Annotated in this window: 13 protein-coding genes; 5 read left to right on the top strand and 8 right to left on the bottom strand. The window is 68.4% G+C overall.

Annotation, left to right across the window (positions count from 1 at the left end; all coding sequences use genetic code 11):
- From menJ to QOC69_RS25840, 3 genes are all read left to right on the top strand, one after another.
- Positions 1 to 1,104, top strand: a 1,104-nt coding sequence (gene menJ, locus QOC69_RS25850) for a menaquinone reductase MenJ (RefSeq protein WP_526445018.1), incomplete at its 5' end; no start/stop codon positions are given.
- 308 nt (positions 1,105 to 1,412) lie between these two features.
- Positions 1,413 to 4,172, top strand: a complete 2,760-nt coding sequence (locus tag QOC69_RS25845; protein ID WP_526445016.1) for a helix-turn-helix transcriptional regulator — start codon at positions 1,413 to 1,415, stop codon at positions 4,170 to 4,172.
- Positions 4,173 to 4,219: 47 nt separating this feature from the next.
- The gene (locus QOC69_RS25840; RefSeq protein WP_526445014.1) at positions 4,220 to 4,507 is read left to right on the top strand and encodes a hypothetical protein; all 288 of its coding nucleotides are present in this window, start codon (positions 4,220 to 4,222) and stop codon (positions 4,505 to 4,507) included.
- Here the strand turns inward: QOC69_RS25840 and QOC69_RS25835 are convergent.
- A complete protein-coding gene (locus tag QOC69_RS25835) occupies positions 4,504 to 5,190 on the bottom strand; it encodes a demethylmenaquinone methyltransferase (RefSeq protein WP_526445012.1) in 687 nt (228 codons plus the stop codon). The genes QOC69_RS25840 and QOC69_RS25835 overlap by 4 nt on opposite strands.
- A gap of 93 nt (positions 5,191 to 5,283) precedes the next feature.
- Between QOC69_RS25835 and QOC69_RS25830 the strand changes: the two genes are divergently transcribed.
- Positions 5,284 to 6,111 carry an SDR family oxidoreductase gene (locus tag QOC69_RS25830; RefSeq protein ID WP_526445010.1) on the top strand — a complete coding sequence of 276 codons (828 nt, stop codon included), beginning with the start codon at positions 5,284 to 5,286 and terminating at the stop codon, positions 6,109 to 6,111.
- An 87-nt stretch (positions 6,112 to 6,198) separates the two neighbouring features.
- On the opposite strand, the gene QOC69_RS25825 is transcribed toward QOC69_RS25830, so the two are convergent.
- Positions 6,199 to 7,326, bottom strand: coding sequence for a glycosyltransferase family 4 protein (locus QOC69_RS25825; protein WP_526445008.1), 1,128 nt, complete (start codon positions 7,324 to 7,326; stop codon positions 6,199 to 6,201).
- 108 nt (positions 7,327 to 7,434) lie between these two features.
- Between QOC69_RS25825 and QOC69_RS25820 the strand changes: the two genes are divergently transcribed.
- Positions 7,435 to 8,127: a DsbA family protein gene (locus QOC69_RS25820; RefSeq protein ID WP_526445006.1), complete on the top strand. Its 693-nt coding sequence runs from the start codon at positions 7,435 to 7,437 to the stop codon at positions 8,125 to 8,127.
- Here QOC69_RS25820 and QOC69_RS25815 read toward each other — a convergent pair.
- The 6 genes from QOC69_RS25815 to QOC69_RS25790 all read right to left on the bottom strand — a co-directional run.
- Entirely contained in the window at positions 8,088 to 8,624 is a 537-nt protein-coding gene (locus QOC69_RS25815) for a DUF3592 domain-containing protein (RefSeq protein ID WP_526445022.1), read from the bottom strand. The two genes, QOC69_RS25820 and QOC69_RS25815, sit on opposite strands and share 40 nt — an antisense overlap.
- Positions 8,624 to 10,273 (bottom strand): 2-succinyl-5-enolpyruvyl-6-hydroxy-3-cyclohexene-1-carboxylic-acid synthase, encoded by a 1,650-nt coding sequence (menD, locus tag QOC69_RS25810; protein WP_526445004.1) that lies wholly within the window; start codon positions 10,271 to 10,273, stop codon positions 8,624 to 8,626. Before menD ends, QOC69_RS25815 begins: the two co-directional genes overlap by 1 nt.
- A 35-nt stretch (positions 10,274 to 10,308) precedes the next feature.
- Complete coding sequence (locus tag QOC69_RS25805; protein WP_526445002.1) at positions 10,309 to 11,091, bottom strand: alpha/beta fold hydrolase; 783 nt, start codon at positions 11,089 to 11,091, stop codon at positions 10,309 to 10,311.
- 73 nt (positions 11,092 to 11,164) lie between these two features.
- Positions 11,165 to 11,926, bottom strand: coding sequence for a DJ-1/PfpI family protein (locus QOC69_RS25800; protein ID WP_526445020.1), 762 nt, complete (start codon positions 11,924 to 11,926; stop codon positions 11,165 to 11,167).
- A 9-nt stretch (positions 11,927 to 11,935) separates the two neighbouring features.
- Positions 11,936 to 12,931, bottom strand: coding sequence for a GlxA family transcriptional regulator (locus QOC69_RS25795; protein WP_526445000.1), 996 nt, complete (start codon positions 12,929 to 12,931; stop codon positions 11,936 to 11,938).
- Positions 12,932 to 12,993: 62 nt separating this feature from the next.
- The coding region (locus tag QOC69_RS25790) for an LLM class flavin-dependent oxidoreductase (RefSeq protein ID WP_526444998.1) at positions 12,994 to 13,612 on the bottom strand (619 nt) is incomplete at its 5' end.

Here is a 13,612-nt window from a genome sequence, read left to right as displayed (position 1 = left end):
CGCGACAAGGCCTGCGGTGACGGATTGACCCCTCGCGCGGTCGCCGAACTCGAGCTCCTCGGCCTTGGCCCATGGCTGGACGGCCGGATCCGCCACCACGGGTTGCGGATGTCGGGTTTCGGCGCCGACGTCGAGATCGGCTGGCCGGGTCCGTCGTTCCCTTCGACGAGCAGCGCGGTGCCCCGCACCGAGCTCGACGACCGAATCCGATCGGTCGCCGCCGACGACGGCGCGAAGATGCTGCTTGGCGTCAAAGCGGTTGGCGTACACCATGATTCGTCTGGCCGGGTGACCTCGATAACGCTGGACGACGGGGCGGAGATCGGCTGCACGGACCTCATCGTCGCCGACGGCGCCCGGTCCACGCTGGGGCGCGCGCTGGGCCGGACGTGGCATCAGGAGACGGTGTACGGCGTGGCGATCCGCGGCTACATCGCCACCCCACGCAGCAGTGAACCGTGGATCACGTCACACCTGGAACTGCGCTCGCCCGACGGCCACGTGCTCCCCGGCTATGGATGGATCTTCCCCCTCGGCAACGGCGAGGTGAACATCGGCGTCGGCGCCCTCGCGACGGCGAAACGTCCCGCCCACGCCGCGCTGCGCCCGCTGATGTCCTACTACGCCGGGCTGCACCGCGACGAGTGGGGATTCCGCGGTGAGCCGCGCGCGGGGCTGTCGGCGCTGTTGCCGATGGGCGGCGCGGTGTCGGGTGTGGCCGGGCCGAACTGGGTGCTGATCGGCGACGCCGCGGCGTGCGTCAACCCACTCAACGGCGAGGGCATCGACTACGGACTCGAGACCGGGCGCCTCGCCGCGGAGTTGCTCGGCACTGGCGACCTGTCGCAGGTGTGGCCGGCCGAGCTGCGGCGCCACTACGGCCCCGGATTCTCCGTGGCCCGCCGACTGGCGCTGCTGCTCACCATCCCCCGGTTCCTGCCGACGACCGGACCGGTCGCGATGCGCTCGGACTTCCTCATGGGCATCGCGGTCCGGGTGATGGGCAACCTCGTCACCGACGAGGACGCCGACTGGGTTGCGCGGGTCTGGCGCCGCGCCGGGGCGGGTTCACGCCGCATCGACCGCAGGAAGCCCTTCAGCTGACGTCCACCCCTCAACGGACGCCTGCTCGGCAGCGACCGGCGGCTGGTTCGGTACCCGACGTGTACCCACAGTCCCCCGAGTGCGTTCCCGATCGTTTGCACGCGGCGCCCTTGCTGCGCTAACTGACGCCAACGTTAATGATTGGATGAGCGCCGGGCAATCGGGGGAAACCCTAGGTTTGCGAAACCCTGACCACGTCGCCCGACCTCCAGCAAGACCAGGTGGAGTGAGCCATGATAGTGAGCCATGATTACGCAGTTGACGATTGCCACAACTGGGCAGCCGTTTGCTACCAGCAGGAATGGGGAATGTTGCGGGGTGTGGTGAGCCGGTCGGACGAATCGCGCGCCGTAGCCGAGTTCCTGCGGGCCAGCGAGTCGCACCCGTCGGTGCTCGTCATCGAAGGCGAGGCGGGCATCGGTAAGACGACGTTGTGGCTTGGGGCTCTGGAAGAGGCGCACGAGCGCGGCTTTCGCGTGCTCTCGGCACGCGCCGGACAGGCTGAGTCGGGCCTCGCGTACGCCGTGCTGGCCGACCTGCTGGTCGGTATCGAGCCCGCGGTCCTCGCCGGTCTGCCTCATCTACAGCGGGTCGCCCTCGACCGTGTGCTGTTGCGGGAGGACGGCACCGGCCCCGCCACCGACGAACGCGTGGTCGCGTCGGCGTTCCTGACCCTCGTCGACCGGCTCTCGGCCGATACGCCCGTGATCGTGGCGATCGACGACCTGCAATGGCTGGACTCGTCGAGTCAGGCGGTCCTCGCATTCGGCGCCCGGCGGCTCAAGGGCCGAATTGGAGTTCTGGTCACCGAACGCACCGAACCGGAGACGGGTTACGGAGCCGCCTGGTTGCAGCTGAACAGGCTCGACGGCGTGGAGCGCGTCCGGGTGAGCCCGCTCAGCCTTGGCGGATTGCGCAGGGTGATCGTCGGCCGCCTCGGCCGTGCCTTCTCCCGACCCACGATCGTCCGGATCGGCGAGCTGTCCGGCGGCAATCCGTTCTACGCTCTCGAACTGGCCCGCGCCATGGACGGCCAGACTCCGAGCGCCGATGGCGATCTGCCGGGCTCATTGTCCGAACTGGTGCGCTCACGACTCGACCGGCTCGGCGCCGAGACCCAGATGGTTCTGCTCGCCGCCGCCAGCGTCGGTGCCCCGACCGTCGACCTGCTCGCAGAGGTCACCGAGAAGACCACTGACCGCGTCGTCGAACTCCTCGAGGTGCCCGAGAGCAACGGCATCGTGCAGATCGACGGCAACCGGGTCCGGTTCACTCACCCGCTGCTGGCGCGGGGTGCCTATAGCGTGGCCGGTCCCGCTCGCCGCCGACAGATGCACCGCACCCTGGCGGACCTCGTCGAGCAGCCCGAGCTGCGGGCTCGCCACCTGGCGCTGGCGGCCTCCAGTGCCGACCCCGCGACACTGCACGCGCTGGACGCCGCCGCCGACGCGGCACGGGCCCGCGGCGCGCCCGCGGCGGCCGCCGAACTCGTCGACCTGGCAATCAACCTCGGCGGCGACCAACCGTGGCGCCAAATCCGGGCCGCCGAAGACCACTTCCGCGCCGGCGACACCAAGCGCGCCTACGGGTTGCTGAGGCCGACGATCGACCAACTGGCGAGCGGACCTCTGCGTGCCAGTGCCCTGAATCTGCTTGCGGCCATGCGGATTTACGACGACAGCTTCATCGAGGCCATCGAACTGCTCAACCGCGCCCTCGTCGACGCCGAAGGCGATCACGCCCTGATCGTCCGGAGCCTGTTGCTGCTGTCGTTCGCGTACGTCCACTCCGGCATGTTCGAGGAGTCGGTCCGGCACGTCGGTGAGGCGGTGCAACGGGCGCGCGACCTCTCCCTGCCGGAGCTCACCAGCCAGGTGCTGACGATGTCGGTGCTGGCGAACTGCCTGTGCGGCAACGGCGTCGACGAACAGAACCTGCAGCGGGCGCTCGAACTCGAGGATCGTGAGGCCGACGTCCCGTTCCAGTTCCGCGCCAGCGCAATCAACGTGCTCATGCTGGCGTGGACGGGCAAACTGGACGAGGCGCACCGTGAGGCGATCGACCTGCGCCGACTGTGCCTGGAGCGCGGCGCCGAAAGCGACATGATGGCCGTCGCCGCGCAAAGCACGCTCATCAACGTGTGGCGGGGCGACTTCGCCGCAGCGACGGTGGTCGCCGAGGAGACCATGGAACGGGCCGAACAGATCGGCGGCGACCACATCTGGGTGACCGCGCTGACCGTCCGGGCGACGGTCGCCGCCTACACCGGACGCGTAGACGACGCCCGCAACGACGCCCACGCCGCGGTCGAAACCGCGATCGGTTGTGGCACACCACGACTTGCGGTGTGGCCGACGATGACGCTTGGCTTCGTCGAAGTGTCACTGACAAAGCACGCGGAGGCCCTGGCGATTCTGCAGCCTCTCATCGACCAGTTCGGCGCACTCTCCGCCAGCGAGATCATGACTATGTGGTTCGTCCCCGACGCGGTGGAGGCGATGGTCAACGTCGGACGCATCGACGAAGCCGTAGCCCTGATCGAGAAGCTCGAGAACGACGGGCGCCGGCTCGACCGCGCGTGGCTGCTGGCCACGGGTGCGCGGTGCCGCAGCATGTGGTTCGCCGCTCGGGGTGAGGTCGACAAGGCGATGGACGCCGTCACCGACGCAATGGCCGCGCACGATCAGCTGCCAATGCCGTTCGAACGGGCCCGAACGCAACTCCTGCTCGGACAACTCCAACGCCGACAGCGGCTGAAGCAGGTCGCCGCACAGACGTTCGGTGAGGCGTTGAGCGAATTCGAACGCATGGGCGCGTCGCTCTGGGCCGATCGGGCCCGCGCGGAATTGGACCGGACGAAGGGAGGGCCGTCGCGGAGTTCGATCCTGACCCCCACCGAGCAGCGGATCGCCGAGTTGGCAACATCGGGCATGACCAACCGCGACGTCGCAGCCGCTCTCTTCGTCAGCCTCAAGACCGTCGAAGCGAACCTCACGCAGATCTACCGAAAGCTGGGAATAAGATCCCGCGCCCAGCTCGCCCAGAAGCTGAGGTCGGCTCAGTCTTAGGGTAAACCCCGATTTCATTCCAAGGAATGACGACTAGCGTGTGGGCGATGAGCACGGCCGTCCCCGTCGCGACCCGGTTCCTGGTGGAGTGGTATCGACCGAACCTGACGCGGGAGTTGATCGACGCGATGGTCGCCGAGCTCGACAAGGCCATCGCGGGCATGTCCGCCGAGGGGTCCCCGGTGTGGCTGGTGATGACCGTGGCGGTACCCACCGACGAGGTGCTCTACGGCGTCTTCGCCGCCGACTCACCGGACCTGGTGCGGACGGCGTGCGAACGGGCCGGATCGGTGCCCGAGCGGTTGAGCGTCGACGTCGACGCCCGCGCCTACTAAGACTTGCTCGCGGCGTGCAGTGCGACGATGCCGCCGCTGAGATTGCGCCAGCGCACCGCCGACCATCCGGCAGTCGAAATCTGTTGCGCCAGTTCGGGTTGCTCGGGCCACGCCCGGATAGACTCGGCCAGATACACGTAGGCGTCCGGGTTCGACGACACTGCAGTGGCCATCCGCGGCAGCGCCTTCATCAGGTACTCCTTGTACGCCGTGGCGAACAACCCGTTCGTCGGCGTGGAGAACTCGCACACCACCAGCCGGCCGCCGGGTCGCGTCACCCGCGCCATCTCGCGTAGCCCGGCCTGATGATCCACGACGTTGCGCAGTCCGAAGCTGATCGTCACGGCGTCGAACGTCTCGTCGGCGAAGGGCAGCCGGGTCGCGTCGCCTGCGACCTTGGGTACGTCCCGGTTGGCGCCCGCCGCGAGCATTCCCACCGAGAAGTCACACGCCACGCACCACGCGCCCGATGCGGCCAACTCCACCGTCGACACCGCGGTCCCTGCGGCCAGGTCGAGCACGGTGTCGCCGGGGCCGATCTGCAACGCCGCGCGCGTTGCGCGTCGCCAGAACCGATCCTGGCCGAGCGACAGCACGGTGTTGGTGAGGTCGTACCGCCGCGCGACGCCGTCGAACATGGACGCGACTTCGTGGGGGTCCTTCGCCAGCGTCGCCCGGTTCACGGTGCCGACGCTACCTGTGAACATTCCCAATCCGGGAATGGGAACCGTGCCGGTGCACTTGAACACCTGTGACCAGCGAGGAAAAGGACATCCATGACTGACAAGAAGGTTTGGTTCATCACCGGTGCGTCGCGCGGCTTCGGCCGGGAGTGGACGATCGCAGCGCTGGACCGGGGCGACGAGGTGGCGGCGACGGCGCGGGACACCGCAACCCTCGACGACCTGGTGGCCAAGTACGGCGACGCGCTGCTGGCGATCAAGCTCGACGTCAACGACCGCGAGGCCGACTTCGCCGCCGTCAAGCAGGCCCACGACCACTTCGGTCGGCTGGACGTCGTGGTCAACAACGCCGGCTACGGGCAGTTCGGCTTCATCGAGGAGCTGTCGGAGGCCGAAGCCCGCGACCAGATCGAGACGAACGTGTTCGGCGCGCTGTGGGTGACGCAGGCCGCGTTGCCCTACCTGCGTGAGCAGCGCAGCGGCCACATCATTCAGGTGTCGTCGATCGGCGGCATCACCGCATTCCAGAACGTCGGCATCTACCACGCCTCGAAGTGGGCGCTCGAGGGCTTCTCGCAGGCGCTGTCGCAGGAGATCGCATCGTTCGGCATCCACGTGACGCTGATCGAGCCGGGCGGGTTCTCCACCGACTGGGCGGGATCGTCGTCCAAGCGCGCCACGCCGCTGCCCGCCTACGCCGAGGCACACGAGCAGGCCGAACGCGCCCGCAGCCAGCGCGTCGCCACGCCAGGTGACCCGCACGCGTCAGCCGCCGCGGTGCTCAAGATCGTCGACGCCGAGAAGCCGCCGCTGCGGGTCTTCTTCGGGACGCTGCCGATCCAGCTCGCGAAGGCCGACTACGAGAACCGGATCAAGACCTGGGAAGAGTGGCAGCCGGTCGCCGAACTGGCGCAGGGCTAACTCCGCACGAGCAGTCCGCAAGCGGCTCCAGCAAAGGTGCCCGAAATTGCGGCGTGCCGGGGACTTTTGCGTCTCGCGGGGAAATGCTTAGGCGGCCTTGCGGCGGGCCTCGCCGACGACAGCGTCGTAGTGGACGAGCAGCTGATCGCAGACCGCAGGCCAGGTGCGGTTCAGCACGCTGCGACGGGCGGCCACCGAATAGCGTGGCCGCTCGGCGATCAGGTGGTCGACGGCCTGGGGCAGTCGCGCCGCGAATTGGCTCACCGGCAAGAGCAATCCGGTGTGCATCGGGGCGACCAGGTCACGCGGTCCGCCGGCATCGGGAGCGATGACCGGCACGCCCGACGCCATGGCCTCCTGTACCGCCTGGCAGAAGGTCTCGTGCTCGCCGGGGTGCACGAACACGTCCATGCTCGCGTACGCGGTGGCGAGTTCGGCGCCGTACAGAGCGCCGGTGAAAACGGCTGATGGCATGAGGGATTCGAGCTTGTCGCGGTCGACGCCGTCACCGACCACCACGACCCGAAGGTCCTCGCGGGCGGCCAGCCCGGCCAATCGTTCGACGTGCTTCTCGGGTGCTAGGCGGCCGACGAAACCGACGATCGGCTTGCCGTCGGGTGACCACAGGGCGCGGAGTGCGTCGTCGCGTGCCGAAGGCACGTAGCCCGTGACGTCGACGCCCCTTCCCCAGTGGTGCACCCGCGGGATGCCATGCGCGACGAGGTTTTCCATCGCCGACGTCGATGGTGCGAGAGTCCGGTCGGCGCGCGAGTGCAGATGACGCGTCCACGCCCACGCTGCCCGTGACATCATGCCGACGCCGTAGCTCTCGGCGAAACCCGCGACGTCGGTTTGGAATACGGCTACCGTCGGCACGCCGAGAAACCGGGCGGCGTGCAGTCCGCCGTAACCGAGCAACGCAGGCGACGCCAGGTGTACGACATCCGGGCTGAATCCCCGCAGCACGCCGACCATCCGCGGCCGGGGCACGCCCAGCGGCAACGAGGTGACCTTCGGGAACATCCGCGACGGCACCCGATGGACGCGGATCCCATCGTGCACACGATCCGCGGATTCTTCTCCACGCGGCGTGTCGGGGGCGATGACGAGCGCCTCGTGGCCCGTGCGACGGAGGTGCTCGAGCACCCGAAGCACCGAGTTGGTGACGCCGTTGACATTCGGGAGGAAGCTTTCTGCGACGATCGCAACGCGCACAACAGAATAGTGACACCATCGACTGTCCGAAAGGTTGCGTACAGGGATACGACACGCAAAGAGTCGTCCCCGCATACTGGAAGGGTCACTATGAACGAGGAGGCGCCGATGCGGGTTTCGCGGACGGTTTTGGCGGTCCTGATCAGCCTAATGCTCGTCGCCACCGGTTGCACCAAACAAGTCACCGGCATCGCGCAGGTCGGCCCCGAGCCAGGGCAGGCCACCATCACCAAGGACGGGTTCGGCATCCACGTCGGCCTCGATGACGCACCCGTGCAGGTGGAGCTCTACACCGAGCCGCAGTGCAGCCACTGCGCCGATCTGCAGGCCGACTTCGGTGGGCAGCTCGCCTACTACATCGGGATCGGGCAACTCGCGGTGACGTATCGCCCGCTGACCTTCCTCGACCAGCTGCCCGACGGGCACTCCGCGCACGTCGCCAACGCGATGTTCGTCGCCGCGACGCCCGGTGGGGCCGAAGGCACCGACGGCACGCCTGCGCGGGCATTCCAGCGGTTCGTCGAAGACCTGTGGGCGCATCAGGATCTCGGCGGGCGGGGACCCTCGGACGACGAGATGGCCGACATGGCGAAGAAGGCTGGCATCCCCAGCGCCCAGGTCAAGGCGATCGCGAGCGGCGCGTCCGGCGTCGACACGAAGGACATGAACGACACCAACTTCGAGTTCCTGTTCGAGATCGACCAGGTGAGCACGGGAACGCCAACGGTTTACGACCTCAAGAAGGACGAGAAACTCGACATCTACGACAACGACTGGCTTTCCACGCTGATGGCGTCCTGACGGTCGAATCGCCGCTGTACGTAGGCCAGGCCGACCAATGCCGCCCCTGCGATCAGCCAGCCGATCACCGCGATCGACCCGGCGGGAATGATCGCCAGCGAGGCGTTGCGGTCCTGCACCCGCACCACGTCGGGGTCGTTCTTGTCGTACTCGACGTAAATCCGCATGCCCGTGTCCAATTCGGATGGATAGAGCACGCCGAGTTCGGGCCGGTACGTGACGCGGTCGGGTGTGACGAACTCGATGGTCGAGCGCCGCGGGCCCGCATCGAGCACCTCGGCGGCGGCCACCCCCATGTGACGTTCGATCTGACGGTCGTTGCGCCACGCGCCGAACACCAGGAGCATCGCGGACAGGGTCACCAGGCACGCCGCGATGACGAGCCCGATGCGCGTCCAGCGGATGATGCGCTGCGGCCGCGTCTCGCCGGCCTCGCCGTAAAAATGCGGAATCACGGTGGCGCGCACCGCCTTCAACCGCGTTCTGATCTCCTCGATCACAACGCAGCCTTGATCGACGCATGCAACGCCCGCAGCGACGAGCGGTCGGCCTTCACCTCCAAGACCCGCATGCCGTCGAATGATTCGCTCAGCGCGGCGGCGAGATCGTCGGCCTCGACCTGACGACTCTCGACGTGATAGGCGCGGCACAGCGCGCCGACGTCGACGTCGTGCGGGGTGCCGAAGATCCGTGACGACACGTCGGAGAACCGGGGATCACCCTGCTCGAGCAGTTCGAAGATGCCGCCGCCGTTGTCGTTGGACACCACGATGGTCAGGTTCTTCGGGGTCGGCTCCGTCGGGCCGATCAGCAGGCCCGAACTGTCGTGCACGAACGTGAGGTCGCCGATCAGCGCGATGGTGCGTCCCCCGGTGGCGTCATGGGCCAGCGCCGCGCCGATGGCCGTCGACACCGTGCCGTCGATGCCTGCGACGCCGCGATTGGACCGCACCTTGATCTTGGGGGCGACGCCTCCCGGATGAATCAGGTCGACCAACGCGGCGTCGCGGACCGGGTTGGACGCGCCGAGCACCACCTGGTCGCCGTCGCGCAAGCCGTCGGCGATGGCGGCCGCGACGTGCAGCCCCGTGGTCAGGGGGTGCGCGGCGAGTTGGGCGCGGACCGTCTCGACGGCCTTGGCGTTCGCCACGCTGCACCGCTTCAGCCACTCGGGATCGGGCGTCCCCGAGGTGACGGCGCGTGTGCCGGTGGCCTGCGAGTTGCCGGACACGTCGGGCCAGCGCGGCCCCGTGGTCAGCGCGAACACCGGCACGGACGAATCGGCGAGCAACGTGGACACCTGTCGGTGCAGCGTCGGGCGTCCGAGCATGATCACCTGCTGCGGGTGCAGCGACGGCAACGCCAACGGATGCAGCGGGTTGGCCGCGGGCGGTGCGGTCGGCTCGGCGACGGTGGGCAGCTGCGCGAGGTTTTCCTGCACACCCGCGCCGTGGCCGGCGATGACGACGGTGTCCGGCGTCAGGTCGATGTCCAGCGGCTGGTCGAACGTCACCGGCGGGGTGTGGGTCCACGACTTCCCGTCGGGCCTTCCGGCAGGCGCGTACTCCCCGGTGGACCCGGCGTCGGGCACCAGCGGCTCGCGCAGCGGGATGTCGAACTGCACCGGTCCAGCGTTCGCGCTGCGAGAACCCTTGGCGGCCACCAGGACTCGACACGTCGCCGAACGCCATTGGGCGTTGAGCGCGTCCAAATGTTCGGATGCCCCCTCGGCGAGACCGAGGCTGATGGTGGCCCGCATCTGGGTACCGAAGTAGCCGAGCTGTTCCATCGTCTGGTTGGCGCCGGTGCCGAGCAGTTCGTAGGGCCGATTGGCGCTCAGCACGATCAGCGGCACGCGCGCGTAGTTGGCCTCGATGACCGCGGGCCCGAGGTTGGCCACCGCGGTCCCCGACGTCATGGCGACGCAGACCGGCGCCCCCGCCGCGACGGCCAGCCCGATCGCCAGATAGCCGGCCGTGCGCTCGTCGATCCGGACGTGCAGCCGCAGCCGTCCGTCGCGGTCGGCGTCGTGCAGCGCGAATGCCAGCGGGGCGTTGCGCGATCCGGGGCACAACACGACGTCGCGGACGCCGCCGCGAATGAGTTCGTCGACGACGACGCGGGCCTGCGTCGTCGAGGGGTTCATGAGGCCGCCACTACATCCGTCACTAGATCAGGGTGTCACACGCCTGCGGCGAAGAATTCGAGCGCCGCGGCGTTCACGGGGTCGGGACGCTCGATGAAGCCGAGGTGCCCGGTATCGGGTATCTGCAGGTAGCGGCCGTTCGGGAGGGCATCGGCGACCTCGCGGGCCAGATGGGGCGGCAGCACGGTGTCATCGGAGAAACCGATCACCAGCACCGGCGCCGTAATGTTGCGGTAAGCAGGCAACCGGTTGCCCTCCGGTGCGATTCTGTTCTGGCTGCGCAGCCCTGGCGTCGACTTGGTCGGCCACATGGTGAACATGTCGATCCAGTCGCGCACGGCCTGATCGTCGTTGAGCGTCTTCCGCGAGAAGCTCTCCAGCAGCCGCACCTTGGCGTCGTACTTCGCGGGTAGCTCGATGCCTGCATCGAGGAACTCGTCCTCCGCGGCGCGGAAGAAGTCGCGGGTTCGGTCCCCGCGGCCGCGGGTGGCCATCAGGACCGCCGCGGACACCAGGTCAGGGCGGGCCAGCATCAGCTCCTGGGCGATGAACGATCCCATCGACACCGAGACGATGCGGACGGGGCCGGCGTCGAGCTTCTCGATCAGCGCCGCCGTGTCGCTGACCATCTGCCCGGTGGTGAAGCCCTGGGCGTTCTCGGTGGCGCCGACACCGCGGTTGTCGAACGTGATGACGCGATAGCCCGCCCGCTGGAAGGCCGGTACCTGATGCAGGCGCCAGGTGCGGCCCGCTCCCCCGCGGCCGGCGATGAACAGGACGGGCTCCCCCGAGCCGCGGTCGTCATAGGCCAGATTCACTCGGCCGACCTTACTTCCTGCCGCGATTTGGGCGCGTTCCCGTTCGGCCAGCGACTTGTTCGGCCAGCGACTGTTAGCGCGCCGAAATCGCGGGGGCGGGGCGTTTCTTGCCGCGGCCGCGGGCCTTCCGGATGGCCTGTTCCCACAGCAGCAGCGTGGCGGCCTTGAGAAGGGCGGGCTTCATCACGTCCTTCGACAACAGCGCGGCGGCGGTGGCCTTGGTAGTCGCCGAGGCCTTCGACAGGTGGCCGGAGTCGAACGGCGGCTGCGGGTCGTACTCGATGCCCAGCTGGATGGCCTTGGCCTTGGCCTCGCCGCCGATCTGGCCGGCCAACCACAGCCCGAGGTCGATGCCTGCCGAGACCCCGGCGCACGTGACGATTCTGTTCGGACCGTCCGCATCCGCTTGGACGATCCGTTCGTCACCCACCGTCGTCACCCCGAACGCCTTCAGCGTTGTCAGCGCCATCCAGTGCGACGTGGCGCGCTTGCCCTCGAGTAGGCCAGCAGCGGCCAGGATCACCGACCCGGAGCACACCGACGCGGTCCACGCCGCGCTCTGGTGGGCCTGTCGCACCCAGGCGAGCAACTTCTCGTCGCGGGCGTGTTCGAACGTCGTCATGCCACCGGGGATGAGAAGTAGGTCGGGCGAAGGGGTTTCGTCGAAAGAGTGGGTGGCACCGACGAGGAGCACACCGGAGTCGGCGGTGATCGGGCCCGGTTGGTGCCAGACGAACCGGACCTCGGTGTCCGGCAGGTTGCGCAGCACTTCGTAGGGACCGATGAAGTCCAGCGCGGTGAAGCCGGGGTAGAGCACGATGGCGATCTGCATGATTCTCTCTCCTCAAGCGGTAGAAAAATTGCTCCTCGCGTGCGCGGAAGTTTTGCGGTACTGGTCGGGTGAAACGCCGACGCGCCGAACGAAGTTGCGCCGCATGGTTTCCGCGGTGCCGAAGCCGCACCGTGCGGCGATCACGGTGACGGTGTCGTCGGTCTCCTCCAATTGCCTGCGCGCGGCCTCGGTGCGGACGCGCTCGACGTAGGCTCCTGGCGCCTCGCCGACCTCGACGGTGAACACCCTGGTGAAGTTCCTTGGGCTCATGGCGGCGCGACGGGCGAGGTCGGTGACGCTGTGCGCGCCACCGGGTTCGGACTCGATGGCCTCCTGCACGTCGCGAATGGGTGCCCGTTTGGCCCGCGGCATCCACACCGGCGCCGCGAACTGCGTCTGGCCGCCGGGGCGACGCAGGTAGAGCACCAGCCAGCGAGCCACCGTCTGCGCGGCATCGGTGCCGTAGTCGTCCTCGACTAGCGACAGGGCCAGGTCGATGCCCGCGGTCACCCCCGCTGCCGTCCACACCGACGCCGAGCTGCGCACGAAGATCGGTTCGGGATCCACGTCGACGGCGGGGAACTCGCGCGCCAGCTGCGCGGCGAACGCCCAGTGCGTGGTGGCGGGACAACCGTCGAGCAGCCCGGCCTGCGCGGCGAGGAAGGCTCCAGTACACACGCTGACCATGCGGCGTGACGAGGTGGCCGCCGCCCGGATCCAGGCCATGACGTCCGGATTCTGGCGCGCGGCGTCGATGCCCGTGCCGCCAGGTAGGACGACGGTGTCGATGGGTTGCCAGGGGTCCGGCAGCGGCTTGGCGACGAGCTCGAGTCCGGTGCCGGTGCTGACCGGTTTGCCGTCGAGCGACGCGATGGTGACGTCGTAACCGTCGTCCTGGCGGCCCCTGCTGAGCAGGTACAGCGTGGCGCCGGTGAACACCTCGAAGGGGCCCACCAGGTCGAGGGCCTGCACGCCCCCGAACCCCACGATGACCACCGACCGCTTCACAGCCTTCAGTGTCGGCGACCATGCCCGTGGCGTCTATGCCACGGACCCCACAGATTAGGACATCAGAGCTTCTTCAGCCTGTGCACAATCCTGCTGAACGCAGGCATCGCAGCCAGCCCATTGCGGAGACTGCGCTGCAACGGAGTCACATTGGCCACCACCAGGTAGCGAACGCCGTGGTCGCGCCATACGGCGGCCTGCTCGATCACCTCGTCGGGAGTGCCATTCAGGACGCAGCCGCGCACCACCGACTTCGGAATCGTCTTGATGTACGACAGCGCAGTCTGTTCATCCATGTCCTGCGGCAGCAGGTCCTGCGCGCCGGTGAAACCCGCGCCGAGCGGGTGCTGCGCGCCGTGCCTGGCGTAGAACTCGTCGGAGGCGTTCATCGCACCCGCCCTGATCACCTCGGAGTCCAGGGCCTCGTCGACGTCGGCGCGGCTGCGGCCGGTCACCACCATGATCCACAGGGCGGGCACGATCGCCATCGGGTCACGACCGGCGTCGGATGCCGCGGCACGGACGGCCTCCAGCCGCTGCGCATACTCCTGTGGGGTGTGCGGGAACCCGGGAAAGTAACCGTCGGCATAGCGTCCGACGGCGCGCAGCATGCGGGGACCGTGCGCGGCGATCCAGATCTCGGGCCACCGGCCGCGGTACGGCGGCAGGTCGAACAACGCG

It is taken from the genome of Mycobacterium sp. (assembly GCF_032162105.1).
Taxonomy (GTDB): domain Bacteria; phylum Actinomycetota; class Actinomycetes; order Mycobacteriales; family Mycobacteriaceae; genus Mycobacterium.
Note: the sequence above shows the minus strand (reverse complement) of the source record. Positions and strands in the feature narration are given on the sequence as shown.